Annotated in this window: 21 protein-coding genes and 3 tRNA genes; 18 read left to right on the forward strand and 6 right to left on the reverse strand. The window is 46.6% G+C overall.

The features are described from left to right. Window positions 1–73: 73 nt before the first annotated feature. From pyrF to IEX62_RS15360, 3 genes are all read left to right on the forward strand, one after another. Complete coding sequence (pyrF, locus tag IEX62_RS15350; protein ID WP_188776410.1) at window positions 74–823, forward strand: orotidine-5'-phosphate decarboxylase; 750 nt, start codon at window positions 74–76, stop codon at window positions 821–823. Next, window positions 810–1,451 (forward strand): orotate phosphoribosyltransferase, encoded by a 642-nt coding sequence (gene pyrE, locus IEX62_RS15355; protein ID WP_188776411.1) that lies wholly within the window; start codon window positions 810–812, stop codon window positions 1,449–1,451. The genes pyrF and pyrE overlap by 14 nt, the downstream gene beginning before the upstream one ends. Before the next feature lie 547 nt (window positions 1,452–1,998). Beyond that, window positions 1,999–2,072, forward strand: a tRNA-Ile gene (locus IEX62_RS15360). Between the two features lie 130 nt (window positions 2,073–2,202). Here the strand turns inward: IEX62_RS15360 and IEX62_RS15365 are convergent. Continuing rightward, entirely contained in the window at window positions 2,203–2,418 is a 216-nt protein-coding gene (locus IEX62_RS15365; RefSeq protein ID WP_188776412.1) for a hypothetical protein, read from the reverse strand. A 330-nt stretch (window positions 2,419–2,748) separates the two neighbouring features. Further along, the gene (deoC, locus tag IEX62_RS15370) at window positions 2,749–3,498 is read right to left on the reverse strand and encodes a deoxyribose-phosphate aldolase (protein WP_188776413.1); all 750 of its coding nucleotides are present in this window, start codon (window positions 3,496–3,498) and stop codon (window positions 2,749–2,751) included. Window positions 3,499–3,841: 343 nt separating this feature from the next. On the opposite strand from deoC, the gene IEX62_RS15375 reads away from it, so the two are divergent. Next, the gene (locus tag IEX62_RS15375; protein ID WP_188776414.1) at window positions 3,842–5,404 is read left to right on the forward strand and encodes a xylulokinase; all 1,563 of its coding nucleotides are present in this window, start codon (window positions 3,842–3,844) and stop codon (window positions 5,402–5,404) included. Between the two features lie 2 nt (window positions 5,405–5,406). Beyond that, a complete protein-coding gene (locus IEX62_RS15380; RefSeq protein WP_229685820.1) occupies window positions 5,407–6,171 on the forward strand; it encodes a GolD/DthD family dehydrogenase in 765 nt (254 codons plus the stop codon). Window positions 6,172–6,375: 204 nt separating this feature from the next. On the opposite strand, the gene IEX62_RS15385 is transcribed toward IEX62_RS15380, so the two are convergent. Both IEX62_RS15385 and IEX62_RS15390 read right to left on the reverse strand, forming a co-directional pair. Then, complete coding sequence (locus tag IEX62_RS15385) at window positions 6,376–7,092, reverse strand: GntR family transcriptional regulator (RefSeq protein ID WP_188776416.1); 717 nt, start codon at window positions 7,090–7,092, stop codon at window positions 6,376–6,378. 494 nt (window positions 7,093–7,586) lie between these two features. After that, window positions 7,587–9,119 (reverse strand): glycoside hydrolase family 30 protein, encoded by a 1,533-nt coding sequence (locus IEX62_RS15390; protein WP_229685822.1) that lies wholly within the window; start codon window positions 9,117–9,119, stop codon window positions 7,587–7,589. Window positions 9,120–9,738: 619 nt separating this feature from the next. Between IEX62_RS15390 and gtfA the strand changes: the two genes are divergently transcribed. From gtfA to IEX62_RS15410, 4 genes are all read left to right on the forward strand, one after another. After that, window positions 9,739–11,181, forward strand: a complete 1,443-nt coding sequence (gene gtfA, locus IEX62_RS15395; RefSeq protein WP_188776457.1) for a sucrose phosphorylase — start codon at window positions 9,739–9,741, stop codon at window positions 11,179–11,181. Window positions 11,182–11,587: 406 nt separating this feature from the next. Then, window positions 11,588–11,673 (forward strand) — tRNA-Leu (locus tag IEX62_RS15400). Window positions 11,674–12,156: 483 nt separating this feature from the next. Continuing rightward, window positions 12,157–14,526, forward strand: coding sequence for an alpha-glucuronidase family glycosyl hydrolase (locus IEX62_RS15405; protein WP_188776417.1), 2,370 nt, complete (start codon window positions 12,157–12,159; stop codon window positions 14,524–14,526). A gap of 180 nt (window positions 14,527–14,706) precedes the next feature. Then, the gene (locus IEX62_RS15410; RefSeq protein WP_229685824.1) at window positions 14,707–15,564 is read left to right on the forward strand and encodes a Nif3-like dinuclear metal center hexameric protein; all 858 of its coding nucleotides are present in this window, start codon (window positions 14,707–14,709) and stop codon (window positions 15,562–15,564) included. Between the two features lie 142 nt (window positions 15,565–15,706). Here the strand turns inward: IEX62_RS15410 and IEX62_RS15415 are convergent, their stop codons facing one another. Continuing rightward, window positions 15,707–16,552, reverse strand: coding sequence for a helix-turn-helix transcriptional regulator (locus tag IEX62_RS15415; protein ID WP_188776418.1), 846 nt, complete (start codon window positions 16,550–16,552; stop codon window positions 15,707–15,709). A 226-nt stretch (window positions 16,553–16,778) separates the two neighbouring features. On the opposite strand from IEX62_RS15415, the gene IEX62_RS15420 reads away from it, so the two are divergent. The 7 genes from IEX62_RS15420 to IEX62_RS15450 all read left to right on the forward strand — a co-directional run bounded on the left by IEX62_RS15420 (window position 16,779) and on the right by IEX62_RS15450 (window position 24,636). Continuing rightward, on the forward strand, window positions 16,779–17,438 hold the full coding sequence (locus IEX62_RS15420) for a ThuA domain-containing protein (protein ID WP_188776419.1): 660 nt from the start codon (window positions 16,779–16,781) through the stop codon (window positions 17,436–17,438). A 199-nt stretch (window positions 17,439–17,637) separates the two neighbouring features. Continuing rightward, complete coding sequence (locus tag IEX62_RS15425) at window positions 17,638–18,741, forward strand: Gfo/Idh/MocA family protein (protein WP_188776420.1); 1,104 nt, start codon at window positions 17,638–17,640, stop codon at window positions 18,739–18,741. Between the two features lie 945 nt (window positions 18,742–19,686). Next, on the forward strand, window positions 19,687–20,358 hold the full coding sequence (locus tag IEX62_RS15430; RefSeq protein ID WP_188776421.1) for a uracil-DNA glycosylase: 672 nt from the start codon (window positions 19,687–19,689) through the stop codon (window positions 20,356–20,358). Window positions 20,359–20,381: 23 nt separating this feature from the next. Then, window positions 20,382–20,798 (forward strand): hypothetical protein, encoded by a 417-nt coding sequence (locus IEX62_RS15435; protein ID WP_188776422.1) that lies wholly within the window; start codon window positions 20,382–20,384, stop codon window positions 20,796–20,798. 219 nt (window positions 20,799–21,017) lie between these two features. Beyond that, on the forward strand, window positions 21,018–22,898 hold the full coding sequence (locus IEX62_RS15440; RefSeq protein ID WP_188776423.1) for an Ig-like domain-containing protein: 1,881 nt from the start codon (window positions 21,018–21,020) through the stop codon (window positions 22,896–22,898). 402 nt (window positions 22,899–23,300) lie between these two features. Then, on the forward strand, window positions 23,301–23,588 hold the full coding sequence (locus tag IEX62_RS15445) for a hypothetical protein (RefSeq protein ID WP_188776424.1): 288 nt from the start codon (window positions 23,301–23,303) through the stop codon (window positions 23,586–23,588). Window positions 23,589–23,871: 283 nt separating this feature from the next. Then, window positions 23,872–24,636, forward strand: coding sequence for a stalk domain-containing protein (locus tag IEX62_RS15450; protein ID WP_188776425.1), 765 nt, complete (start codon window positions 23,872–23,874; stop codon window positions 24,634–24,636). 97 nt (window positions 24,637–24,733) lie between these two features. On the opposite strand, the gene IEX62_RS15455 is transcribed toward IEX62_RS15450, so the two are convergent. Then, window positions 24,734–25,267, reverse strand: a complete 534-nt coding sequence (locus tag IEX62_RS15455; RefSeq protein ID WP_188776426.1) for a VanZ family protein — start codon at window positions 25,265–25,267, stop codon at window positions 24,734–24,736. Window positions 25,268–25,528: 261 nt separating this feature from the next. Between IEX62_RS15455 and IEX62_RS15460 the strand changes: the two genes are divergently transcribed. Both IEX62_RS15460 and IEX62_RS15465 read left to right on the forward strand, forming a co-directional pair. Beyond that, window positions 25,529–25,600: transfer RNA gene (locus IEX62_RS15460), tRNA-Val, on the forward strand. A gap of 349 nt (window positions 25,601–25,949) precedes the next feature. Further along, on the forward strand, window positions 25,950–26,156 hold the full coding sequence (locus IEX62_RS15465) for a hypothetical protein (RefSeq protein WP_188776427.1): 207 nt from the start codon (window positions 25,950–25,952) through the stop codon (window positions 26,154–26,156). Window positions 26,157–26,209 lie beyond the last annotated feature (53 nt).

Below are 26,209 nucleotides of genomic sequence, written 5' to 3' on the forward strand. Positions count from 1 at the left end.
CAGAAGCTGTTATGACGGGACAAAGATAGTCCGATTTGACCAAAATCAGAAATAGACAAGGAGATGGCAGGCGATGACCGAATATGTACATACCGCGGCTGCACAGCGACTGATCGTGGCGCTGGACTATCCAGATGTAGCGCAGGCACGCAAGCTAATCGATACGCTTCAGGGGATTCCATGCTACATCAAGGTGGGCATGCAGCTATTTTATGCGGCAGGGCCACAATTTGTGCGTGAGCTAAAGGAAAAAGGCTACTCCGTCTTTTTGGATCTGAAAATGCATGATATTCCGAACACTGTCAAAGGCGGTGCGCATAGCATCACCCGACTTGGTGTGGATATGTTCAATGTACATGCTGCGGGTGGTCGTGAGATGATGAAGGCAGCCGTAGCAGGTATGGAGCAGGCGCTTAGCGAGGATGCCACACTCCAGCGTCCGGTGCTCATCGCGGTCACACAATTAACAAGCACCTCTCAGCAGACGATGAACGAGGATATCGGCATTCCAGGCAGTGTAGAGGAGACGGTTGTACGCTATGCTAGTCTGGCGCATGAATGCGGACTGGATGGAGTAGTATCATCGCCGCTGGAAGGCCCAGCGATCAAGGCATCGTGTGGACGTTCCTTCGTCACCGTAACACCAGGCGTGCGTCCAGCCGGTACCGATGTTGCCGATCAGACACGTATTATGACACCGGGACGCGCCATTGCAGCCGGTAACGATTATCTCGTTGTCGGACGCCCAATTACAGCCGCTGCTGATCCGAGAGCGGCAGCCGAGCAGATTATAGAGGAGATGAACGAACATGTTAACCATTGAAGAGATTCCAGCACATATCGCAGCAGCCTTGCTTAAAATTGAAGCCGTCGCGCTTCGTCCACAGGAGCCATTCACATGGACGTCTGGTATCAAGTCGCCGATCTATTGCGATAACCGTCTGACGATGTCGTATCCATTTATCCGCGATCAGATTGCAGACGGATTCGCTACGATCATTCGTAATCAATATCCAGATGCAGACGTGATTGCAGGGACAGCAACCGCAGGGATTCCACATGCGGCATGGGTAGCAGAGAAACTAGATTTGCCAATGGCATACGTACGCGACAAAGCCAAAGGACATGGCAAGCAAAATCAGATCGAAGGACTAATCAAGCCAGGTCAACGCATTGTAGTCATTGAAGACCTGATCTCAACAGGCGGAAGCTCGATTAAGGCAGCAGAAGCGATCCGCGAAGCAGGCGCAGAGCCACTCGTTGTACTGGCCATTTTCAGTTATCAGCTTGATAAAGCTGTGCAAGCCTTCGAAGATGCTAATCTGCCACTGCAAACCCTGTCTAACTATACAGCATTGATCGAAAAAGCGGTTGAGCTGGGTACAGTCAAAGAAGAGGATCTGGAGCTACTGCATTCCTGGCGCGCAAATCCAGAAGCATTTGGAAAATAAGTATTGGATGATAGAGGCTAATGCATAGTTGTACGTAATATTAACGACGTTGATGTCGTCATATAGCTTCAGCATAGTCAATTGTTTACGCAGGTCGATATGTAGTCCGGGTGTATAGGACGATCTGGTATGCTGAACTGTATTGATAGAGGATAAGAATAGTAAAATAATAAACGCTGTATGTCATCCAATTGGAGCATACAGCGTTTTATTTACATTTACGATCTAAAATCTAAAATCTAAAATCTAAAATCTAAAATCTATAGCCTACAACCTACAACCCATAGTCTACGATCTGTAGTCGTTATTTTTAGTTGTATGGTATATCAATTGCTCCTTACATCCATCATTAAATGTTATTAGAGCAAAAACCTGCATTCCTGAGCGAGATCATTTAAAGTAAACGAATGGTCAGTTGTAGAGACGCTAACGCCAGTATACAAGCAATCCACTGCAAAAATGATTGACAAATACTCAGAAATTGCGGTATATTAATTGAGTCGCTGTTTACTTGATACACTAAAAGAAAACGTTCTTTTGGTCATGCGGGCCTATAGCTCAGTTGGTTAGAGCTACCGGCTCATAACCGGTTGGTCGGGGGTTCGAGTCCCTCTGGGCCCATACGTAAAAGACGATTCATTCGCGAAAGGTGCGGATGAATCGTCTTTTTGTTTTGGAGCGGTATGCTTGAAGGAATATACTTGAAACGGTATGTTCATACGAGATCATATCCTATTGCTGTATATTGCTGTTACTTTTTGTGTTTATCCTTATCACTCGTAAAATCATCCTCAAGCTTCTCTACGGATTCATCCACTGCTTCCTCTAGCAGATCGGCAGCGCGATGCTTGGCATGGGGATCTGGCTCTGGAATCGGATCGACACCAGCACCTGTCCCCTGTTCAAAGGCTTCATCATCATGCTTGTGCTTGTTATCCGGAGTGTGATCATTGTTAGGTGTATTCATCTGGATTCATCCTTTCTGAATGCGCTATAGGATAGTCGATAGGTGATCATTGGATATGCCGCTACCATCACGGTAAGAGCCCGCAACGTCACGGCACCTATGCTATCGAATAAACCATAACGTTATCGACTGAATCAGTATTCAGAGAGGCTATGCTCGGTAATACGGCTGAAATTACTCTTTTGCTACGCATCAGATCGTCTATTCCTATCGATTCAATATTCATACTACATCAGTATGAATATCGTATTAGTACCAACAATGTGTTAGCATCAACATTGCAGTAGTATCAGCACTGCATTAGTACCAACACTGCATTCATATTCAATATCAATACCGATCATATACTGCTCCATGTGAGCTTACTCCGTCCACTTCGGGGATCGTTAACCCGGCGCGCGTATACGCATCCTCCAGAATCGTCAATGCGGAACGCACGCCGATGCCAAAACGATCACAACCCGCGGAACGCATCGCCAGCAGAGTCTCCAGATCACGAATACCACCTGCGGCTTTGATCTGCGCAGCATCGCCAACAGTAGAGCGAATAAGCTTGATCGTCTCGACAGTCGTTGGCTTCGGTCCCCAGCCTGTTCCCGTCTTCACAAATGCCGCGCCTGCGGAGACGACCAGTTCGCTTCCTCTGCGAATCTCATCATCGGTTAAATAAGCAATTTCCAGAATTGCTTTCACCGGAATACCCTCAGCGGCATCAACTACCGCCTGTATATCGTGTACTACACGCTTCGTATCTCCAGATTTGAGCGCTCCCACATTAATGACCATATCTAGTTCACGGCAACCAAGCTCAAGCATTTCACGCGCTGTATGAACCTTCATCAATACCGTATCTGCACCGGAAGGAAAACCGACCACACCGGTCACCACAGTATCTGGTGTATGCTTCAGCTCGCGAATCACATAGTCCGTCATATATGGCATTGGACTAGCACAAATACAATGATAGGCCTTTACAATTCCAATTAATAGATCGACCTCGTCATGTGTCACATCCGTCCGTACAGCACTGACATCGACCCAGCGCCCAATGTTGGCAAGCTCTAACTCTGTATGTTCCATATTGTATCTCCTTTTAATAAAGATAATTATCTTTTATGTGATCAATATAGCGGATGAAATCCTGAAATACAAGCTCTATCTTTATAACAAGCGAACTGAAAAACCTCATTAATACTTTAAAACGTTGATTAATACTATAATTAGCACTGTGTAATAATAATTTTTCTACTTGAATCGATATTCTATCAAAACGCTCAAGAATGAAAGCGCTTGACAAAAGATAGTTATCTTTAATATATTCAATGCAAAGACTCTATGCAAAAGTAGCTCATGCTTAAAGCTAACTACAATTTTTCTATATATAGCTAATGATAGATAGCCAATCATAGAAAGAGGGAGCGCGATGTCGTATCTAATCTCTTACGATCTAGGCACTGGTGGAGTGAAGGCTTCGCTATACGATCGTCATATGCAGACCGTTGCACGTTCGTTTACCGAATATGCGACCTATTATCCTCAGCCGAATTATCATCAGCAGCGTCCTGCGGATTGGTGGCAGGGGATCGCACAATCGACTCATTCATTGCTATCGACTGCTGGTGTGGATGCTACACAGATTGCTTGCATTAGTTTATCCGGGCATAGTCTGGTTAGCGTGCCCATTAGCCGTACCGAGGGTGCATTGCTGGAGCAGGTGCCGATCTGGTCAGACAAGCGTGCTGAAGCTGAGGCAGCATTATTTTTCCAAAAGGTAGACGAGCAGCAATGGTACCTGCGCACAGGTAATGGCTTCCCGGCAGCCTGCTATCCGTTATTCAAGCTGATGTGGATGCAAAAGTATCAGCCCGACATTTTCGCACGAACCGATGTGATGCTCGGCTCAAAGGACTATATCAACTACAGATTAACTGGAGCGATCTATACCGATCCATCGTATGCATCCGGGCTAGGCGCGTATGATCTCAAGCAGGGTGTACTAGTAGAGGAGTGGCTGGATGTAGCAGGCATTGCACCTCATGTATTTCCGCCGATCGTTCCGTCACATGAGTTAATCGGACATGTCACAGCGGAGGCAGCGGCCTATACCGGCTTAGCAGAAGGAACGCCGGTCGCATGTGGTGGTGTAGATAATGCGTGTATGGCGCTGGGGGCTGTTGGCAGTGAGGAGGGACGTAGCTATGTGTCTCTTGGCTCATCCAGCTGGATACCTGTGAACTCATCAGAGCCTGTACTGGATATAGCGACAAGGCCATATGTATTTGCCCATATTGCCGAAGGGATGTATACGAGTGCCTATTCTATTTTCGCCGGGGGAAGTTCTCTGCGCTGGGTACGAGATCAGTTATGCTCGGAGCTGGCGGAGCAGCCGGACGCTTACGATAGGATGAATGAGCTGGCAGCAGCAGCGCCGCCTGGCTCGAACGGTGTACTTTTTGATCCGAGTCTGGCAGGTGGAACTTCGCAGGATGCAAGTGTCCATATTCAGGGAAGTTATATCGGCTTACAGCTAGCGACCACACGTAATGACCTGATTCGTGCAGCAATGGAAGGAATCGCTATGAATCTCAAGCTGTCGCTCGATCTACTACGTCAGCGCACACCGATTACGGGTGAATTGTTATTTTGCGGTGGAGGAAGTCGTAGTGCGTTATGGCGACAGATGTTTGCCGATGTGTTCGATATGAACATTGTCAAAACGAATATTGATCAGGATGCGGCTTCCCTGGGAGCGGCTGCGATTGCAGCGCGTGCAGTAGGCTGGTGGAACGATTACAGCGGGATTGCGGATGTACATATCGTCGAGCATACAAGCCAGCCTGAACCGTCCAGTCGTGAAATATATCAACACATATTACCTGTATTTCAGCATATTCATGAGCAAATGGCAGCCCTTGGGGAGTATATGCATCATCATACACGGAAGCATCAGGCACAATCACCAATCACTAGCAGAATGGAGGAATGAGCATGCAGATCAATTCGATAGATACAAGCTTTTCTCTGGCAGGGAAAACAGCCATCATTACTGGTGCTGCATCCGGTATCGGACGAGCCGTGGCGCAGCTATTTGTAGAAAAAGGGGCTTCGGTTGCGTTACTCGATCTGAATCTGGAGCAAGCACAGGAGGTGGCAAGTAGCCTGGAGCGTGCAGCGGCATTCGCAGTCGATGTGGGAGATCGTGCTTCGGTTGTGCAGGCGGTTAGTGCAGCGAAGGAACATTTTGGACGTTTGGATATTCTCGTTAATAGTGCAGGGATTGGGCCGGTGGAGTGGGCAGAGGATTATCCAGAGGAAGACTGGCATCGGACGATGCGTGTGAATCTAAATGGTACATTTTTCATGTCACAGCAGGTAGGACGCGAGCTTATTGCTGCCAAACAGGGCGGCAAGATCATCAGCCTTGCCTCGCAGGCAGGCATTGTAGCCATCGATCGCCATGTGGCCTATAGTGCCAGCAAGGCAGCCGTTATTTCCGTTACCAAATCGCTTGCTTACGAATGGGGCAAATACGGCATTCAGGTCAATGCCATTTCTCCAACGGCAACGTATACACCACTAATCGAAGGCTACTGGGAAGGGGAGATCAAGGACGAGGCGATTCGCAATACACCTGCTGGTCGTTTTGCTGAGCCAGGCGAGATTGCTGCTGCCGCCTTATTCCTTGCAAGCCAGGCATCCAATATGGTGACAGGCGCGAATCTTGTTGTAGATGGAGGCTATACGATCCACTGATCTAGCGTTACAGTAAGGCAGCCATCGTTTTAGTAGATAGGATAATCGATAGGCTGAATGGAATATGGGTATCGCACTACTTATGAAGCTATAGCCATATCGTCATCATCCTATGTGCCATAGAATGAATATCATAGCCTGTTAACGAACCCTATCAGATTCAGTAGCCTGCTATTCCAGCACGGCTTACTTCCATCTCCCTTATCAGCGTCTGCCCTCCAGGTAGACGCTATATTCGTATTTGTCTGCTACCAGCTTGGTGATACTGTATTCAAAAGGCCCTTGTTCGATAAAGGTTAGCCGTTTACTGCATAATAGCGGAGCGCCAAGCGGCACCTGTAAAATCTGCGATTCTGTAAAATCAGCAGCCACCGCTGATAATCGCTCTGACGCATGTAGCAAAATCAATTGATACGTTTGCTCCAGAAAAGCATACAGGCTGTTAAATGTATTACTATACTGCTCCAGTCCGGGCACCTTGCTAGCACGCAAATAATTATTCATCAATGCAATCGGCTGTCCATCCGCATATTGCACCCGCTGAACCCAGTAGACCTGCTGTCCTGCGGGGAGTTGGAGCTCGTGGGCAATCGATTCCGGCGGTGAGATCAATTGAATCGACATACCGCGCGTTTGCACATCATAGCCTTTGGCGATGAGCGTTTCGGTAATGGAGGTGAGATGGTTTAGTCGCTGCGTTGTAGAGGTATCGAGCACCTCGGTGCCTTTGCCCTGCGTTTTGCGAACAAAGCCTTCGCTATGTAATTGTTCAATCGCTTTCCGAATGGTCGTGCGGCTAAAATGAAATCGTTCCTCCAGCTCGGATTCAGTTGGTAATAGCGTACCGGCTGGATAGACACCTTCTTTAATATCTTGCTTGAGCAGACTGTATACTTTGCGATAAGCGGGAATATTATTCATGGACTGGACTCCTTTGGCGATCGATCAGCAGGTCAAGCGAGCAGAGAGAACTGATGTACAGGTACGTATACTATCGCTCCTACATCACGATGCTCCTGCTCTGCATGCCTGTATAAGCTGATCTTGCCATAAAAAGAATCTTTATTCAAGAAAAGATCATGATCTTTCAAATAAGTTAAAGCGCTTAAACTTTTAGGGCAAATAAAAAGTATACAAGACGACGAATCCGATCAGAATACATGGTAGAAAGTCCATAGCTTGCCTGTTCGGTGCAACGCTCCGGCTACCATGCTTCTACAGCGTAAAATGGAACGAAAGTATACACTACAGATGAAAGACAGCCTCGCTAATGAACAGCAATCAGATATAGCGCTGTTGGTCACGCTCGCATGTAGAATACAGCTCCCTACTCTAGCAGCGTGTATATACGATCTAAGCCACATATGCTCATACCTGGTTTAAACGTAGCTTGTCTGTTCACTCGTTCATTCCCGTCACCATTTTAGTGTGACAACCGATTTGGCAGGAACTGTGTAGTTCACCGACTGGTTGTTCCAATTGACTTTAACCGTCCGTGCACTATTTTGCGAGTTGTATAGCACGACTGCTTTGGAGCCGTCCGTGTTTTTGAACGCTACACTTTGCATGTCATTAAAGGTATTGGAGTCGATTCGATAAGCACCCGGACTTACAAATTTGCTAAAGTGACCGAGCAGATAATATTGCTTCGTGTACGTTACCTTATCCTCTGGATTGCTGGAGTTATTATCCGAGTTCTGGATCGTGACCATGCCTTTATTAGTGTTATTATCACCAATCACGCTTGGGCCATCCTTCTGATCCAGAGCCGCATTCCACAAAATAATTGATTTCGACCAGTTGCGAGTCATTCCGATAAACTCATTGATCATATTGTCAAAGCCCTGTGTGGTACCATTTACCGGATCATTCCAATCACCAAAGCCACCCTCGGTGAACCAGATGTCTTTGTCTGGATGCGCATTATGCATATTCGTCATCGCTGTAAAATCGCCGCCATAATGATGGAAGGCACTACCAGCGATGTACTGAGATTTGCCATTGTCCTTCAAGCCCTGTACAACAGTACGCGGGAACGTCCAGTTATCATAGTTATGATCATAAGCGATCACCTTCGTATTCAGACCCGCAGCACGCAGTGCCGGGCCAAGATAGTCGCCGATCATACCAATCTGATCCTGCTCGTTCATGAGCATACCTGGATAACGCCCTGGCTCGAATAATGGCTCATTTTGCGGTGTGACCGCATAGATCGGAATCCCCTGCGCCTGGTACGCTTGAATGAATTTGACAAAATAATTAGCATACACTGGATAATTCTCAGCCTTGAGCTTGCCTGTACCATTTTTGTCATTCGTTGTGTACTTCATCCATGCCGGTGCGCTCCACGGGGAGGCGATGATTTTAATTCCGGCATTTTTAGCCAGTGCGGCTTTAACGATCGGGATGATATAGGGTTGATCGCGCGAGATACTGAACTGATTCAGCGCTGTATCTCCATTTACATCATCATAAGTATAGGTGCTCCAGGCAAAGTCACTTGCGCCCATCGGCTGGCGCAGCATACTCATTGAGATACCGGAGCCGCTGAACAGATTACTCATCACTTCATTACGCTTTGTACTGCTGAGCTTGTAATTAAGCAACCAGGCGGAAGCATCGGTAAGGGAGACGCCAAATCCGTCCATCTGCTGATATGTCGTGCCTTCATTAATGTTAACTGTGTAATCTGCATTACCTGTGGTGCTGCTGAACGTCAGATCATTCTGTCGGGTCAGCCGTCGATCTGTGCTCAGCCCTACCTTGGGCTCAGCATTCGGATCAGCGGTTGTAAGCCATACCTGAGCTTTTTCATTAGCAGCATAGGCAGAGGATGGCGCTACAGAAATGAGCGGCGTAATGACCAGACTACTTAACAAAACTACATGAAGACTCTTTTTCAATATCGACATCACATACACCTCGGTTTGCAGTTGTAAGCGTTTCACCGAACATCGCTCATGTTATCAGCAGGCGGAAGGATTTACAACCTAATTTTTACATAATTATCTAGTTTTAGATCGCTTATATGATATGGGAATAGAGTGAGGTGAATGGAGATGATAAAAAGTGAAGGCAGGCAAGCTTTACGGATGAATGCTAATTTTCGCTATGCTTATGCCAGTTTTTTATTTTTATGTTTTGGATAAGAATAGATAGTCGTTATAGGTGAGATGGAATGGCTAAATAAATGGTAGCACGGTCAAATGGGAACAAGTCGTGAGAACTATACTAAATACTGACAATCAATGCTAACGAGGGAATAAGATTGCCGCGAATGCTCATTTATGAATAATATGAGACAATCCATACGGATTTTGGACAAATTGATGCCTGTGCGCACATATACAAGCAGGAATTTGGGGCGGTGTGGTGTAATTTTACAGAGAGCCCCATTTTGCTGCCTATTGTGACTGGTGGCGAAAGGATGCCTGATCCTATGGATCATCATGAAAGCGGTATACTTTGTTATTTTGAAATGGTTATCTATCTTGTATTTCAAGCGAATTGACCATGCAATGAGCGTGTATTACCAAGACCATGAAAAAGGGGAATCCGTACATGTCGATGTCTATTCAAAACAAGGCAATGCTCATTACGTATGCCGATAGCCTGGGTAGTCATATGGGCGAGCTGGCAGATATTCTGGATCAGCATCTTGAGGGTGTAATCAGTGGTGTGCATTTGTTGCCATTCTATCCTTCCTCCGGCGATCGCGGCTTTGCACCAATGGATTATACGAAGGTGGATCCAGAGCTGGGAAGCTGGGAGGACGTTCGCCGTATTAGCCAAAAATTTTACATGATGTACGACTTCATGATTAATCATATTTCACAGCAATCGGAGTATTTTCAAGATTTCTTGGAAAAGAAGGACGAGTCCGAATACGCAGACCTGTTCATCCGCTACAAGGATTTTTGGCCGGGTGGCGAGCCAACCGATGCCGACGTTGATCTGATCTATAAGCGTAAGCCGCGCGCTCCGTATGTTGAGGTGACGTTCAAGGATGGAACAAAGGAAAAAGTGTGGTGTACCTTTGACGAGCAGCAGATTGATCTGGATGTAACGACAGAGACGACGCGTCGCTTCATTCGGGACAACTTGAATTTCCTGGCGGAGCAGGGGGCATCTGTTATTCGTCTGGACGCATTCGCCTATGCCAACAAAAAAATCGGTACGAACTGCTTCTTCGTCGAGCCAGATATCTGGGAGATGCTCAAGTACGCTGCTGATCTGACCGAAGCTAAAGGTGTTGAAGTGCTGCCAGAAATTCACGAGCACTACAGCATTCAGCTCAAAATCGCAGAGCAGGGCTACTATGTATATGACTTTGCGCTACCAATGCTCGTACTACACGCGCTGTACAGCGGACAAACGAATCGCCTTGCACACTGGCTGAATATCTGTCCACGTAAGCAGTTCACCACGCTGGATACGCATGACGGCATCGGCGTGGTCGACGTTAAAGACCTGATGACCGACGAGGAAGCCGAAATGACACGCGAAAGCCTGTACAGCAAAGGCGCGAATGTGAAGAAAATCTACAGCAGTGAGGCATACAACAATCTGGACATTTACCAGATTAACTGCACGTACTATTCTGCGCTTGGTAACAATGATCAGGCGTACCTGCTCGCGCGCGCGATTCAGTGCTTCGCACCAGGGATTCCGCAAATTTACTATGTGGGTCTGTTAGCTGGTGAGAACGATATCGACCTGCTGGAGCGCACGAAGGAAGGGCGTAATATTAACCGTCATTACTATAGTAAGGAAGAAGTGGCACAGGAAGTACAACGTCCTGTCGTGCAGAAGCTGTTCGATCTGCTGCGCTTCCGTAATACGAGTGCGGCATTTGACGGAGAGATTGCGGTGGAGGAAGCTGGCGATCATCTGCTGCATATTACGTGGACGAATGGCGGTACAGCTGCACGTCTGGAAGCTAATCTGAAAACGCATGAGTTTACGATTAGTGAGACGCAGGATGGGGCAGCGTGGAGTACGGTTTTTTAAAAAGGATAGCTTGAAGCAATCTGGACATGTATTAGATTAAATGTACGAAATGAAAAAAATGAACGAAATACGCCTATAAAAGAGAACGCAGTTAGATTGGAAAGAACATCTGATTGAGGTTCTGATTCAGCACGGAGATACAATATACAGATAGACGTAGAAAAGGAGCGCAGATTGGCGCTCCTTTTTGTTTTTCTATGGAATATAAATCAGCAGTTTATGCGGTTTATTAACAGTTAGCTGGTAATGGGTAAATAGATTAAAAAAAATTGCTTTACAAGTTGCTGAATTCGTTATATGATATATTGGTGTTCGGCAATCACAGCAGATATCATCGAATGCAAGCATACATAGTATATCGTGGTAACTAAGGCAACATCTGTGACAGCATCACACTTTACATCATGCCGGGGTGGCGGAATTGGCAGACGCACAGGACTTAAAATCCTGCGGTAGGTGACTACCGTACGGGTTCGACCCCCGTCCTCGGCATATAGATTAACATGGAAAAGCCCTTGTGAATACAAGGGCTTTTTTGTTTTTAGAATTAATCTAGTGTGTAAAGCTTACATGATTTCTCACATTAAAATAGAGAAGTTTACCAAGGGAGCGCGCAACCTTGATTATATGGAGGACACTTAGGAGGCGTTGCAGCTGAAGTAACAATAGAAAAAGATAAGGTAAGAACTGCGGTCAGAACCAAAATAGCTAAATATTTTTTCATATGTAGCACCTCTTTCATTAGATTTAAATTAATATAACAAATAAATTCTTTTAATGGAAGTAAATGTAATAATAATGTTAGCTAATAATTATATTTTTAACAAAAAATTTAATGTCTATAATGGCTTGTTCTAGATATGTAGTTTTATTACTACCTAAAAAATGAGGGGTAACAACCTATAATCTATAAATTGTAAGCGCCTCCAATAATGGTACGATAAATAGACCAGACTATACCACAGGAGGACGATCATGCAAAATCAAACTAACTCTCCCTCAGATACTGTGCCGCATCCATCTCATTCATCTCAAACGATTCATAGCGAACGTGACCTACAACGCTACGAAACCGGCTACGATGCCTGGCTTTCCTACATACCTCTCCAGACCTTCCCAGCTACAGCGAATGCTGAAGCCTGGGCAGCTTGCTGTCGCCATATTCATGTAGCAGCCGAGCAGCAGCATCCTGTGATACAAACTGCTACACAGGAGCTAGCTCGCGGCATCAGCTCCATGCTAGGACAAACTGTCCAATACACCAGTAGTGAACTCAACCAAGAGCCATCCCACTCCCATGGGCAGGAGACAGGAATCTGGCTTATTCCACTACATACCATTGTCACACCAGCCAACGTTCCCGACACTTACGAGCTTCCAGAGTGGCTAACCTCCATGTATCCACAAGCCCATGATGATGTACAGCAATGTATGGCACAGGGTGAAGAAGGCTATGTTCTGCGCGCATGGCCAGCGGGCAACCAGAGCACCTCCAATAGTCATACTGGCTATCCCCATTCTACTGCTACATTAATATCGGATACGAGCAGTGATGATCGTCATCCTACAGCGAGTGAATCAAGCTCTACTACCAACACGACCAGCAATGGCAGCAGGCTTATCATTCTGGCATCTTCTCCAGAAGGTGTGCTTTACGGTACGTTCCATCTACTTCGTCATATGGGCACCGGACAGCCGCTGGATCAGCTTACAGCGATCAGTCGTCCAGCTAATCGTCTACGTATGATCGACCATTGGGATAATGCGGACGGTAGTATTGAACGTGGATATGCAGGACAATCTTTTTTATATGAAAATAACGCCTTTACTCGCGATTGGGACAGACTGCATGATTATGCGCGTCTGCTCGCTTCGACTGGCTTTAATGCGTTGTCGATCAATAATGTCAATGTACATGCGACAGAGACGCTATTCATTACCGACGCCTTTTTGCCAGATGTAGCTGAGATTGCGAATATATTGCGCAAGTATGCGATTCGTTTGTATTTGAGCGTCAACTTTGCCGCTCCAATGGAGGCAGGAGGGCTATCTACAGCCGATCCGCTGGATGAAGCGGTGCGACGCTGGTGGCAGGAAGCGGCAGCGAATGTGTATCGTTATATGCCTGATTTTGGTGGATTTCTCGTGAAGGCGGATTCGGAGAATCGTCCGGGGCCGTTTACATATGGACGAGATCATGCAGATGGCGCGAATATGCTGGCGGCGGCACTGGAGCCCCATGGTGGACAGGTGATCTGGCGCTGCTTTGTATATAACTGCAAGCAGGATTGGCGTGATCGGACGACAGATCGAGCGCGTGCGGCATATGATCATTTTCAGCCGCTTGACGGGAAGTTTGCCGATAATGTGATGCTACAGATCAAAAATGGGCCGCTTGATTTTCAAGTACGTGAGCCGGTGTCGCCGCTATTTGGAGCGATGCAGCAGACGCATCAGTTGCTAGAATTCCAGATTACACAGGAATATACCGGACAACAGCGCCATGTATGCTATCTGGTGCCACAGTGGAAGGAAATTCTCGATTTTGATACAGCGGTAAATGATCGCTTTGCTCCAGTAAAACAGATTGCCAGCGGCTCGATCTGGCAACGTGAATGGAATGGGATTGCAGCAGTCGGGAATGTCGGTGCCGATGGAAACTGGACGGGACATCTATTAGCGCAGGCGAACTGGTATGGATTGGGACGACTGGCATGGGAGCCAGATACCCGTGCAGAGACAATTGCACGTGAGTGGGCGATGCTCGTATTTGGAATGGATACCGAAGTGGTTGAGACGATTACGACGATGCTGCTTGATTCCCTGTCCATTTATGAAAATTATACATCACCACTTGGCATCGGCTGGATGGTGAATCCTAATCATCATTATGGGCCGAATGTCGATGGTTATGAATATTCACCGTGGGGCACGTATCATTATGCCGATCATATGGGGATTGGTGTCGATCGCACGATTGCGACAGGAACGGGCTATACGGCTCAATATGCGCCTATCAATCGAGATCGCTATGATTCGCTGGAGAGCTGTCCAGATGAGCTATTGCTCTTTTTCCATCATGTTCCGTATACACATGTGCTTCATTCTGGGAAGACGGTGATCCAGCATATTTATGATACCCATTTTGAGGGAGCAGAACAGGCAGCAGAATTGATTGCACGCTGGCAGACGCTGGAGGGACGGATGGCTCTAGGCCTGTATACGCAGGTGGCAGAGCGATTAGCAGAGCAAGCGGAGCATGCAAAAGAATGGCGAGATGTGATTAATAGCTATTTCTATCGTAAAAGTGGAATTGCAGATGTGCAGGGTCGGGTCATTTATTAAGTAGAGTGAGCAATCGATCTAGAATCGTCCTGCCCTGTTAATCCGCTAATATGTATAAACTACTAAAATTTAAAATTACTAAGGCAAGCGCGTGTTCCGTCATGCGCTTGGGATATAATCCTGCACCATAATAAATGAAGCTCTTGTCCGTAACCTAGCGAGAGAAAGGAGCGAGCTACGATGCAGATGGAACCTTCCCGTTCCAGCCATACTCTAACAACCAGCTATACGGTACAGCAGGTGATGGAACATCTATTTCATGCCGACCAGCATACGATTCGTGAACGCCAGTCAACAGGCACAACGGTAGATGGCTTGGAAACGGGAGTAGCCGATACGATCGTAACAGGAATAGCGACTGCCTTTTCTGCCAGTCAGCGAGTGATTCAGCAAGCAGCAGCACAGGGTGCAAACGTACTGGTTGTACATGAAGGGATATTTTATAGCCATCATGATCAGCGAGAACGGCTGCATGACGATCCGGTATATCAAGCGAAGTGCACGCTGATCGAGCAAATCGGTATGCACATCATTCGTCTCCATGATGCCATTCATCTGGAACGACCGGATGGGATTATGGAAGGCTTGCTGGGTCAATTGGGATGGCGACAGCAGGTAGTAGAGGAGATGGCGGTCTGGTCTATTGTTGAGCTTGAACAGCCGCTACAGCTCCAACAGTTAGCCCAGTGGCTCAAGCAGCAGCTCGCCGCTTCCTATATGCGATTGTCGGGTGAATCCGAGCAGATTTGCCAGCGTATCGCTGTACTGGTCGGTTATCGTGGAGGTGCGACACATGGTCTGCCCTTATTAGGACGCGATGATGTAGACGTACTCATCGCAGGCGAAGGCCCGGAATGGGAGCTGCCTGAATATGTACGTGATGCGATCGAACAGGGACGTAGTAAAGGACTGATTATGCTGGGACACGCGGAAAGTGAGCAGCCGGGTATGCAATGGCTGGCGACTCGACTTGCAGCGCAATACGAAGGCTTGCCTGTTACTTATATTCCAAATGAGCCTGTATTTCGCGTGATATAGTAGCGCGGAATAGCGAAGCTTCAATGTTCCGATCACGCTTTATACAAGCGACGAGGCATGCAACTACTTTTCCCGGGAAATAATAGCTTTCTGATGTACCGATAGAATCATATACCATCTAAACTAATATCATCCCAACTAACTATCGACGCTCTGACGGACTACAGCCACGTAGCTGGCGAAACACGCGGTTAAAGGTACGCACATTGCCAAATCCACAATCTAATGCAATATCGATCAGCTTTCGCTCGCGAATCGACATTTGCTGCTCGGCGCGCTGAATACGTAGCTCATTGATATAGGTATTGTAGCCGATCCCGGTCACATTTTTAAAAAATCGGGAAAAGTGGAATACACTCATCCCTGCCTCATCTGCACCATCCTGCAAGGTGAGCGGCTGCGTGCAATTTTGCTCCAGCCAATCGAGTAAGCCCTGCATAACCGCAAGATGAGCAGCGCTTGCTCTGCGACGAATAGCAGGGCCGTGTGCTGGCATACAGCGTAGACATAGACCGCACAGCATATGAAGCAGTCCGGTAATAACGGTCTCCGCATGAGCCTGCTGCTGCTCATGCTCCAGCAGTAGCTGTTCCATAATCGCTGCAAGCTGCTGTCTAATCTGTTCATTATCTACGCTAGAGCTTATCGAAGCCGCATCAGCACGCAAAATAAAGCCAGAATGCTGCCGCTGCTCGATAGGCCATCCCGCAGGTGCGCCGATCAGTCGTGGATTGAAAATGACCATGATCAACTCTGAATCCGAGCCCGTATGCTCATAATAATGAATATCTCCACTACCACAAAAGGCAAATTCACCAGCCTGTAGCATCTGCACCTCTGAATTGATGCCGACACGTAGCGATCCCTGGCGTACATAGATAAACTCCAGATCATGATGCCAGTGCGCAAGAAAGCTCATATTATGAACGGTGCCGATTTGCACAGGCCAGCCTTTGTTATAGGAACGGGTTTCATGAAAAGCTCGCATATTCATTCACCTCATGAACGATATTGAAGGATATTATAGAAAGCTTGCTCAACAGAGTCGAGTGGAAGACGCTTAGAACGAACTCAATGCTCTGCATCCGATATTAGCAAAAAATGTCCACTGAGACAATGAAATTGACGCGCAAATTGTATACGCTTGCATTACAATTTGGCTATACCTGCATCATGCAGCTAGATACTTCAAAATCAGATGGGAGCGTATCAATATGAAAAAACAAGCATTGCTCGTCAGCGGCGGCTGGGATGGACACCAACCGAAGGAAGTGGCCGATATTTTCGCAGAGGTATTGCGTCAGGAAGGCTTTGATGCAGAGATTTCGTACACACTGGATGCTTTTCTGGATGAAGAACGTCTGAATAGCCTGAATCTGATCGTACCGATCTGGACGATGGGCGAGATCAAGGACGAACAGCTACAGCCCGTGCTACGCGCAGTTGCAGGCGGTGTAGGCATGGCAGGCTGTCACGGTGGGATGTGTGACTCGTTCCGCAATAGCGTAGATTGGCAATTTATGACCGGATCGCAATGGGTCGCGCATCCGTTCAACGATGGTGTGGAATATGAAGTGAATATGGTGCGTACATCGTCAAGCCCACTGATTGAGGGCATTCCCGATTTTCAGGTAAGCTCGGAGCAATATTATTTACATGTCGATCCTGTAGTGAATGTGCTGGCAACCACTACATTCCGTATCAGTGAGGGCCCTCACTCCGCCAATGGTGAGATTGTGATGCCTGTGGTGTACACGAAGCGTTGGGGCGAAGGCAAGGTGTTCTATAATTCCCTTGGACATCAGGCAAATATTTTCGATATTCCAGAGGCAAAAGAGCTCATGCGCCGTGGGATGCTATGGGCAGCGCGTTAAGCCAGTCGATAATTATGATGCAGGGATTGATCATAATTACAGCTTATTTATGCTTATGACCCGTATGCATAACTCCCACATAACAGCTGATGTGGATACATAGGCATTTAATGAAGCCTAAATCCGAATCCAATTGTAAATCGAAACTGAATCACAACCTTCAACATCGGATACCTATACCTGAAAGGCGGAACCCATCATGCGTAAAGTGAAAATTGGTATCATCGGCTGCGGCAATATTAGCAGCATTTATATGCAGAATCTGACGCGCACCTTTGCTAATACCGAGGTGTATGCGTGTGCAGACCTGAATCCAGAAAAAATGGAGGCAGCGGCAAGCGAATATGGCATTCCGAATCAGTGGACAGCCGAGCAGATCATCACAAGCGACGAGATCGAGATCGTTGTCAATCTGACCACGCCAAAGGATCATTTTGAATTATGCCGTCAGGCGCTGGAAGCAGGCAAGCATGTATACGTGGAAAAGCCACTTTCCCTTTCATCAGAGCAGGGGAGAGAGCTCGTACGTCTGGCAAAGGAAAAAGGAGTATTGCTGGGCGGAGCGCCGGATACGTTTCTCGGAGCAGGCTTGCAGACGTGCCGCAAGCTGATCGACGACGGCTTTATCGGCGAACCCGTTGCAGCCACTGCCTTTATGGTCAATCACGGACATGAGAGCTGGCACCCGAACCCATCGTTTTATTATAAAAAGGGCGGCGGCCCAATGTATGATATGGGGCCATATTACCTCACCGCACTCGTCTCCTTGCTGGGGCCAGCACAAACCGTAGCCGGTATGACCAAAAAGTCATTTGAACAGCGTACCATTACGAGCGAACCGCGCTTTGGGGAGGTGATCGATGTCGAAGTACCGACCCATATCGCTGGTACCGTGCGTTTCCATGGGGGCGCAGTGGCTACGCTTATTACCAGCTTCGATGTGTGGAGCAGCACATTACCATGTATTGAGATCTATGGAACACAGGGCACGCTGATCGTTCCAGACCCGAATACATTTGGCGGCCCGATTCGCCTGCGTACAGCACATGGAGATACCTTTAGCGAAATTCCGTTATTGCACCAGTACGAAGAAAATAGCCGTGGGATCGGCATTGCCGATATGGCAGACTGTATCCTGCACGGCGGCACCCCACGCGCAGGCGGCGAACTCACCAGCCACGTGCTGGAAATTATGGATGCCTTCCATAGTAGCGCCGATTCTGGCCAATACGTGACCCTGCAAACAAGCTGCGAGCAACCCCGTTCGTTGCCAACCGGACTTGTCAAAGGGCAGGTAAGGTAAAAGAATCGACATATAAGCTAAACAAGCATCCCAATCCGCAGGTAGGAGCCTTGCAAAGCCCACTCACATGCTGGATGTGAATAGGCCCAGTTCAAGCTCCTCACCTGCACACCCTCAACGTATGAAAGAGCATAAAAAATACGATCCCCTCTAAGTTCATGTCCTGTGGTGTGGACAGGACAACCAAACGCTTTGCCTTCTCACAGTATCCCCCCGAGAAGACAAAGCGTTTTTATATGCAATCCCACCTATATTATTTTCAATGTCTTTCTAAATACATGGCTTCTCTAAAGAAATGAAAAACACATAAAGTCTTAGTAACTAACCAATCTACAATTCCAAACTGCTAAATTTAAGACGATAAAGCCATTAAACTAAAGAATACACTATACACTAAATACTAATCTCTATTTTAAAAAAGCCCCAAATCACAAAATAAATTCAGCTATAAACCAATCATCGACACAGTTATACATATTGCGCAGCATGCGATCTCCATCACCATTTGCTGCTCCCCCGTTGGAGGCAGAATTATATTGCAAGATGCAATGATGCAAAGCGCACGGAGCGAGGGCAAGGAAATAAGGGAAAAGGACGACTTACAGTGTTAGTGCCTTCCTAACACGGGATTCAATGAAAAGTGATTTTTGCGAAGCAAAATATCTTACAGCTTTGGAGCGCTGAGAATCTACAATTAACTCCCATTCCGTAGATTCCCGCGGCTCCACCCGAGTCCGTTCCCTTATTCCTTGCCCGAGCGGTGCCCCTCGCCCCCACCATCTGCAAAAAAAAGCTGAAACCAAACCCAATATACATTATCATAAAAAGAGGGTAATAACAGAAAGGAGCCTGATGCACCGCACCACTAGCACCAGATGATACCCAGCGCATTATGCAGCTACATACATCGATCATCTGGATGGAAACAAAGAAGGGATGTTGCTTATGTTTGGAAACGATTGGGATGATATATTAAAGGAAGAGATGGAACAGCCGTATTTTGGGGAGCTGATGAGCTGGCTGGATGAGGAGTACAAGGAGCATACCGTCTATCCGCCGCGTGATCTGCTGTTTCAGGCACTTCGTCTAACGCCATATCATGAAGTGAAGGCCGTTATTTTGGGACAGGACCCGTATCATGGTGCTGGACAGGCAGAGGGTCTGAGCTTTTCCGTGCAGCCCGGGGTAAAGGTGCCACCTTCCCTGCGTAATATTTACATAGAATTAAAAGAAGATATGGGCGTGCCGACTCCATCGCATGGCTCGCTTGTAAGCTGGGGCAAGCATGGCGTGCTGCTGCTTAACACTGCACTGACTGTACGAGAGGGCAAGCCAGCCTCGCATCGCGGCAAGGGCTGGGAGCGTTTTACCGATACGATCATTCGTCTGCTGAATGAACGCGAGCAGCCGATGGTATTTCTGCTATGGGGCAATCATGCAGCAGAGAAGGAGGTGCTGATCAATACGGAGCATCATCTCGTTATTCGCTCGGCGCATCCAAGTCCATTTGCTGCACGTAAAGGCTTTTTCGGAAGCCGTCCGTTCTCACGGACAAATGCATTTTTGCAAGAGCATGGTCAGCAGCCAGTAGACTGGACAATTCCGGAGCTGAATTAAGCATGGGGCGTGGAGGTGGGATCATGAAACAGTGGGAAGGCAAAAAGGTGGTTATTACGCGGGATGATGAATATCATTCCAGGCTCTACGGCACCATTCAGCATTGGGATGTGGAGAAGAATCGGCTTGTCCTGCAACCCGGCTCCATCCATATCCTGCTGAATGATATTTTGCATATCAAAGAGCTGGACATGCTGCCACAGGATCTGAATTCTGCGGCATGGGAGCTGAATTCAGTCGGTTATGTGATGAAGCAGCCTGTGCAGTTCGATAATGCGATCCTGTTCGGCTCCAAGGTGATGATCTGGAAGGAAGATCAGCTGATCGAGCCATTCGCTCGACTGATTCGTCATAATCGGGAGCGTGTCATACTAGACGATCAGCGTATATTTACGAAGGCGGATCATGTATTTGTAGTTCGCTCGCGCCGTGGCGGCTAAGCCATAGATGTCTTAGTCACATGTTAAATAAGTACAATCAGATAGGTAGGAAGCGAGCCAAAAGGCAAAGGAGGACTATCGTCGCCAATATGGGGCGATAGTCTTATTTTGGTAAAAAAACGAGGTTTTTTACAGCAGAAGCTTCAATTTTTTGGCTTTCTCTCCGATATTATTTAAGGACTGAACACAGACGAAACTATAACTCAAGGAGAGAAATGAATGACACATACTGTGAAATTAGGAAAATGGATGTTGTCGCTTCTGCTCATGAGTACACTGCTTTTTCCAAGCGGAGTATTCGCTGCTGATACGAGTGCCGTATCCCTGAAGTTTTCAGACGATAATGCACTGACGGTATCGCTTGACGATGATACGAAGGATCTGACGTTGTATGCGGTAGATGGTAATGGCGACACGACAGATGTAACGGATGAAGCAACATGGTCTTCAAGTACACCTACTGTAGCTACAGTGGATAAAGGAAGCGTGGATCCTGTAAGTGCGGGAACAGCAACGATCACTGCCAAGTACGGCGATCTGGCTGCAACCAAAAAAGTAACGGTCACCTCTCCATACACTAAGCTGACGCTGTCTCCAGCAGAAGCTATGAATGTAACGATTGGCACGCCTTACGAATTTACAGCGACAGCTACCAAAACAGACGGCACTACAGTAGACGTTACCGATACGGTTACATGGTCTACATATGATAGTAAGGTAGCCAAAGTAGTAGAAGGACAGGTTACAGGTCTGTCTCAAGGCAGCACAGCGCTGACTGCCAAATATGCAGGTCTGACAGCAAGCACGAATCTGTATGTACGTTCTTCCTTCCAGGGTCTGATTCTGACACCGGAAGAGGATCAAGTGATGTTTATCGGACAAGCTCCGCTGCAAATTAAAGGCGAGGTTGTAAATGCAAGCTCAATTCAGGATGTAACGTCCGATGTAAAATGGACATCCTCCAACCCGATGAATGCGACAGTGAATGGCGGTCTGCTTACTCCATGGGTAGAAGGAACGTCCACGATCAAAGCACAATACGAGGATTTTGCAAAAAGCTTTAAAGTCACTGTATACAAAACAATGAAAAAGCTGGAGCCAAGCGTAACATCGATTGAACTCGTAACCGGTCAATCTGTAGCGGTACCGAAAGTAAAAGGTACAGCAGTAGATGGTACAACGGTCGATCTGTCCAAAGCAATCGATTGGAGCATCGATAGCGCTGTAGCAACAATTGACAATAACAAGCTGACCGCTGAAGATGCAGGCGATGTGACACTGGTAGGTAAAGTGGGCAACATGCAGGTTAGCATTCCAGTTAGTGTCAAAACGAAAGTGATCAATCTGACGGCATCCGTGAGTAACCTGAGCATTGTTGTAGGTTCTTCCGCTGTACTGCCAAATGTAACAGCGATCAATGCAGACGGTACAACCGTGAATGTAACGGATGATGTAAAATGGACAGCTAGCACAGATAAGATTCTGGTTCAAGGTAGCAATGTAAAAGCACTGGTTAAAGGTTCTGCTACACTGAAAGGAACCTACCTTAACGATTCTGTTCGCGTTAGTGTAAAAATGGAAGGCAAAATTCAATCACTGGATGTATCTCCACAATCGATTGATCTTGGTATGAAAAAGAGCAAAACGATCAAAGTCGTAGGTACGTACACGGACGGCAAAAAGGTGACACTGTCCAGTAAAATGGACTGGGTATCCTCCAACCCTTCTGTAGCAACGGTGAAGGGCGCAAGCGTCAAAGCAGTTGGCCCAGGTACAACAACGCTGACAGGCTCGTATCAAGGACTAACAGCGACTGTGAAAGTATCTGTAACTGCACAGCTCAAAAAAGTAACATTGTCTGAAAAGACACTCAAGCTAACTACAGGCTCGACTACAGTGGTAACACTGACAGCAGAATACGACACAGGTAATATGGTGGATGTAACGAAGGCAGCAGCATGGACATCCACAAAAACAACGGTTGCTACAGTCTCTGCTGGTCGCGTTAACGCTGTAGCCAAAGGCAGCTCATCCATCAAGGCTGAGTATGGCGGCAAACGTGCCACACTAAGCGTTTCGGTTAAAGATCCAGCCAAATAATCATACTCCTTTTGAATAGCTACCTGTTCAGTCTGACAGACGGTGCGATCGATGCAGCTTGCTCGATCTGCCGTTTGCCGGTAGTCAGCACATGTGTCCCATGTGACTGGCAGCGATTCTTGCTATAGGTTGTATAAGTACCGCCTGCAACATCCATACGGATGCGGCAGGCGTTTTTTTTCGTGGATCGTGAATTAAAGGTAGTTCAAGCGAAGCAAACGTTATCAAGATTATGCTATTGCCAAAAAGCAATACCTGGTATATCCTTTATAAGAACATACGTTCCTTTTAATTTAGATTCTGAAATCGATATGGAGATGTACATAAAAATGACAGGGATTTCGTTTAAACATAACCCAGGCCGAATCAAGCCTAGACCATCCATCAAGGAGGGAGATTGCCATGCTGGAGGATGCCGAGCGGAAGCTATTACGCGTGCTATTTAACTTTTTTGTCAAAAATCGCCGAATGCCTGTATGGCAGGAGCTAACTGCAATAACAGGCAAGCATCGGGCAGACCTGATTCGTACGCTGCTGTCGCTAGAGCGTCAACAGTACATTGTGTGGACACGTAGAGAAAGTCCACATACCGTTCTGCTCATTGAGGGCTGGGAGAGACGAGAACGCCTTCCAGCGCGTCATCGGATTACGAGCGGATCAGCTGGTATCTCGTATTGGACGCAGTACTAATTAAGATGAGGTAGATAAATGGAGAAGCATACAATGCATTTGTAGGATTGTATGGATCAGACGACATGGTTTCATAGCGTTAGGAGTAAGACATTTTATGTAATGAGTAGCATGCAAATTATAGGAATGTCTTTATTTCTTAAAATGTTTACAAGTTGGATACAAGCGCGAGCCTGGAATGATACATTTGCGGTGTAATCTGTTTACAGATACGAGAGATTAACACGGTGAGCAGATGAGTCATATCGCTTGCCCAATATGACACCACAAAGGAGATCTAATAATGAAAACTAAAAAATGGGTAGCAGCAGCAATGACAGTAGGCATGGTAATGACAGGCTCCGCAGGCGTATATGCTGGCACACAGCTGGAAGCGATCAAGGCATACATGAATCACGGTATCAAAATTGAAGTCGATGGCAAAGCTTATACACCAAAAGGTGCTAACGGTGCAGAACTCGCACCAATCACATACAATGGCTCCACGTATCTGCCAGTTCGCTCACTTGCCGATGCACTGGATGTTCCGGTCAACTATAGTGCATCTCAGGGTAAAGTATCGATCGGTAACGGAAGCTCATCCACAGGCTCGACTTCTGGCAGTGGAAGCACGTCCACAGGCAACACGTCGAATAGCAGCGTAAAAGCTGTTTCTTATACAGCAGCTCAGATCCAGCAAATGAAAGAAGCGCGTAGCGGCTTCGGTGTACCAAGCTTTACAACCCCATATGCTCCGACCAAAATCGGTAGCCAGGATCAATTCGTAAAAGTAGCAGCCGCTGACGGTGCAGACAGCGTCAACCTGCTCTACAAGCACATGATCGTATCCGCAGCAGCCCGCGACAATAGCGGCGGTGACTTCGGCAACGGTGGTACCAAGGTACAGCTAGCTAACGGCGCAGCAGGTACGTATTATGCATCTACAGCAACAGAGACGGCTTCGCTAGCATTTGAGCTGGATGGTAACTACTTCACACTGCGCGCATTGGACGGTTTGCTGACAAAGGAACAGCTGGTTGCAGTGGCTGGTTCGGTGAGTAAGCTGTAAGTACGAGATCGGGTGTGCTGGTGAATAGTAGATGTAATTGTAATAGCTGAATGAAACGCTAAAAGCGGCTGGGATCGTTCTCAGCCGCTTTTAGTGGTTAACTCTTTTTGACGAACAGAGTTAATTCAGGCAAGAAAGGGATATCCCAATTCAGCTTGACCCGAATCAGCTGTAACATACATGCCAGCGCATATCCAATATGACAACCGATTAGATTGATCACCACATCATCAAGATCCGCGATACCGAGCATCGATAGAAATTGAAATGCTTCTATCCCCATAATAATCAGCAGGCAAATGCCCATCGTTTGAACATAATTAAAATTTCTACGCACAAAAGGTAATAAAAAGCCTAATAGAATCAATAAATAGATATTCGCAAACAGCACTCTGACAGGAGCTCCTGCATAATCACCCTCACGTATATAAAAGCGATAGGTCGTATATAAATCATCAAACGGAGTCAAATTCACATTCCAAAACCCAGCTTGCCTGGCATAATAATGACCTTTGATCGTAGTAAGCATAGCGCCTACATGTCCAAAGAATTTTAAGCAGATGATATCGAATAGGATGATAAGATACAAAATAAAAATATGCTTTAGCCGTATTTTTTTAAGTCTATACATAATCGTTCATCCTTTGCTTTTTGAAATAAAGGTTTAGCTGATATAGAAGTAGCAAGTGGAGATTAGCTATTGCGCTATTGTAGCATTATTTATTGAAACGCGATTCCAGCTACTTTTCGCTAAGGTTGAATAGGTACATGCGATCAGCGGATAGGACTGCTCCATAAAAGCTGCCTATTACGTTGCTGCAATAAAAGCGAGTTATTTATTACTTGACGCACCTTACAGGATTTGATATATTAAGTTTTGTTATTATAATATGACCTGTTAGCTCAGCGGGAGAGCACTATCTTGACAGGGTAGGGGTCAGTGGTTCGATCCCACTACAGGTCATCAGAAGTTATCGAAAAAAGTCCTTGAGAAATCAAGGGCTTTTTTGTTTATATACAGATACTCATTGGATCAATATATACGTTAGGGGACATATTGGGGACAAGCTTCGATTCTAATGGATCTACAAGTATATGTTCCGTACACCATTCCTAAATAATTTAATTTATCTGCTTACCTATAGAAGGAAAAGATACATAAACAGCGAATTAAACATGAATCGTATAAAATTCAACTCCAGACGCATTGGCCTGATCTTAAATACATGAATGATAACTAGCTCTAAACGTGCAGGATAATGCTGTATTTATTATCCTATCGCTGCGTATTCAAATCGAAAGGAGGCGCCTTCATGAGACGGATTCTATCGCTTATTCTGTTCCCATTGATCTTTGTATGTGTCATTTTATTTCCGCTGATTACACTGGCACAGACCTTAATACTGGCACTTCGTGATGTACCGATGTCTGTGATTGTATTGGCGGTTTTGCTGTTTGTATTGTTCAGAGTCGCTGCGCATGTATACCATACAAGCAAAATGCGTCTGACCAATCGTTAAGGTTCTATTTTCAAAAGCAACGCTACTAACGCCAAGCCGCCAAATGGATACAG

This window comes from Paenibacillus hunanensis, from assembly GCF_014645615.1.
Taxonomy (GTDB): Bacteria; Bacillota; Bacilli; order Paenibacillales; family Paenibacillaceae; genus Saccharibacillus; species Saccharibacillus hunanensis.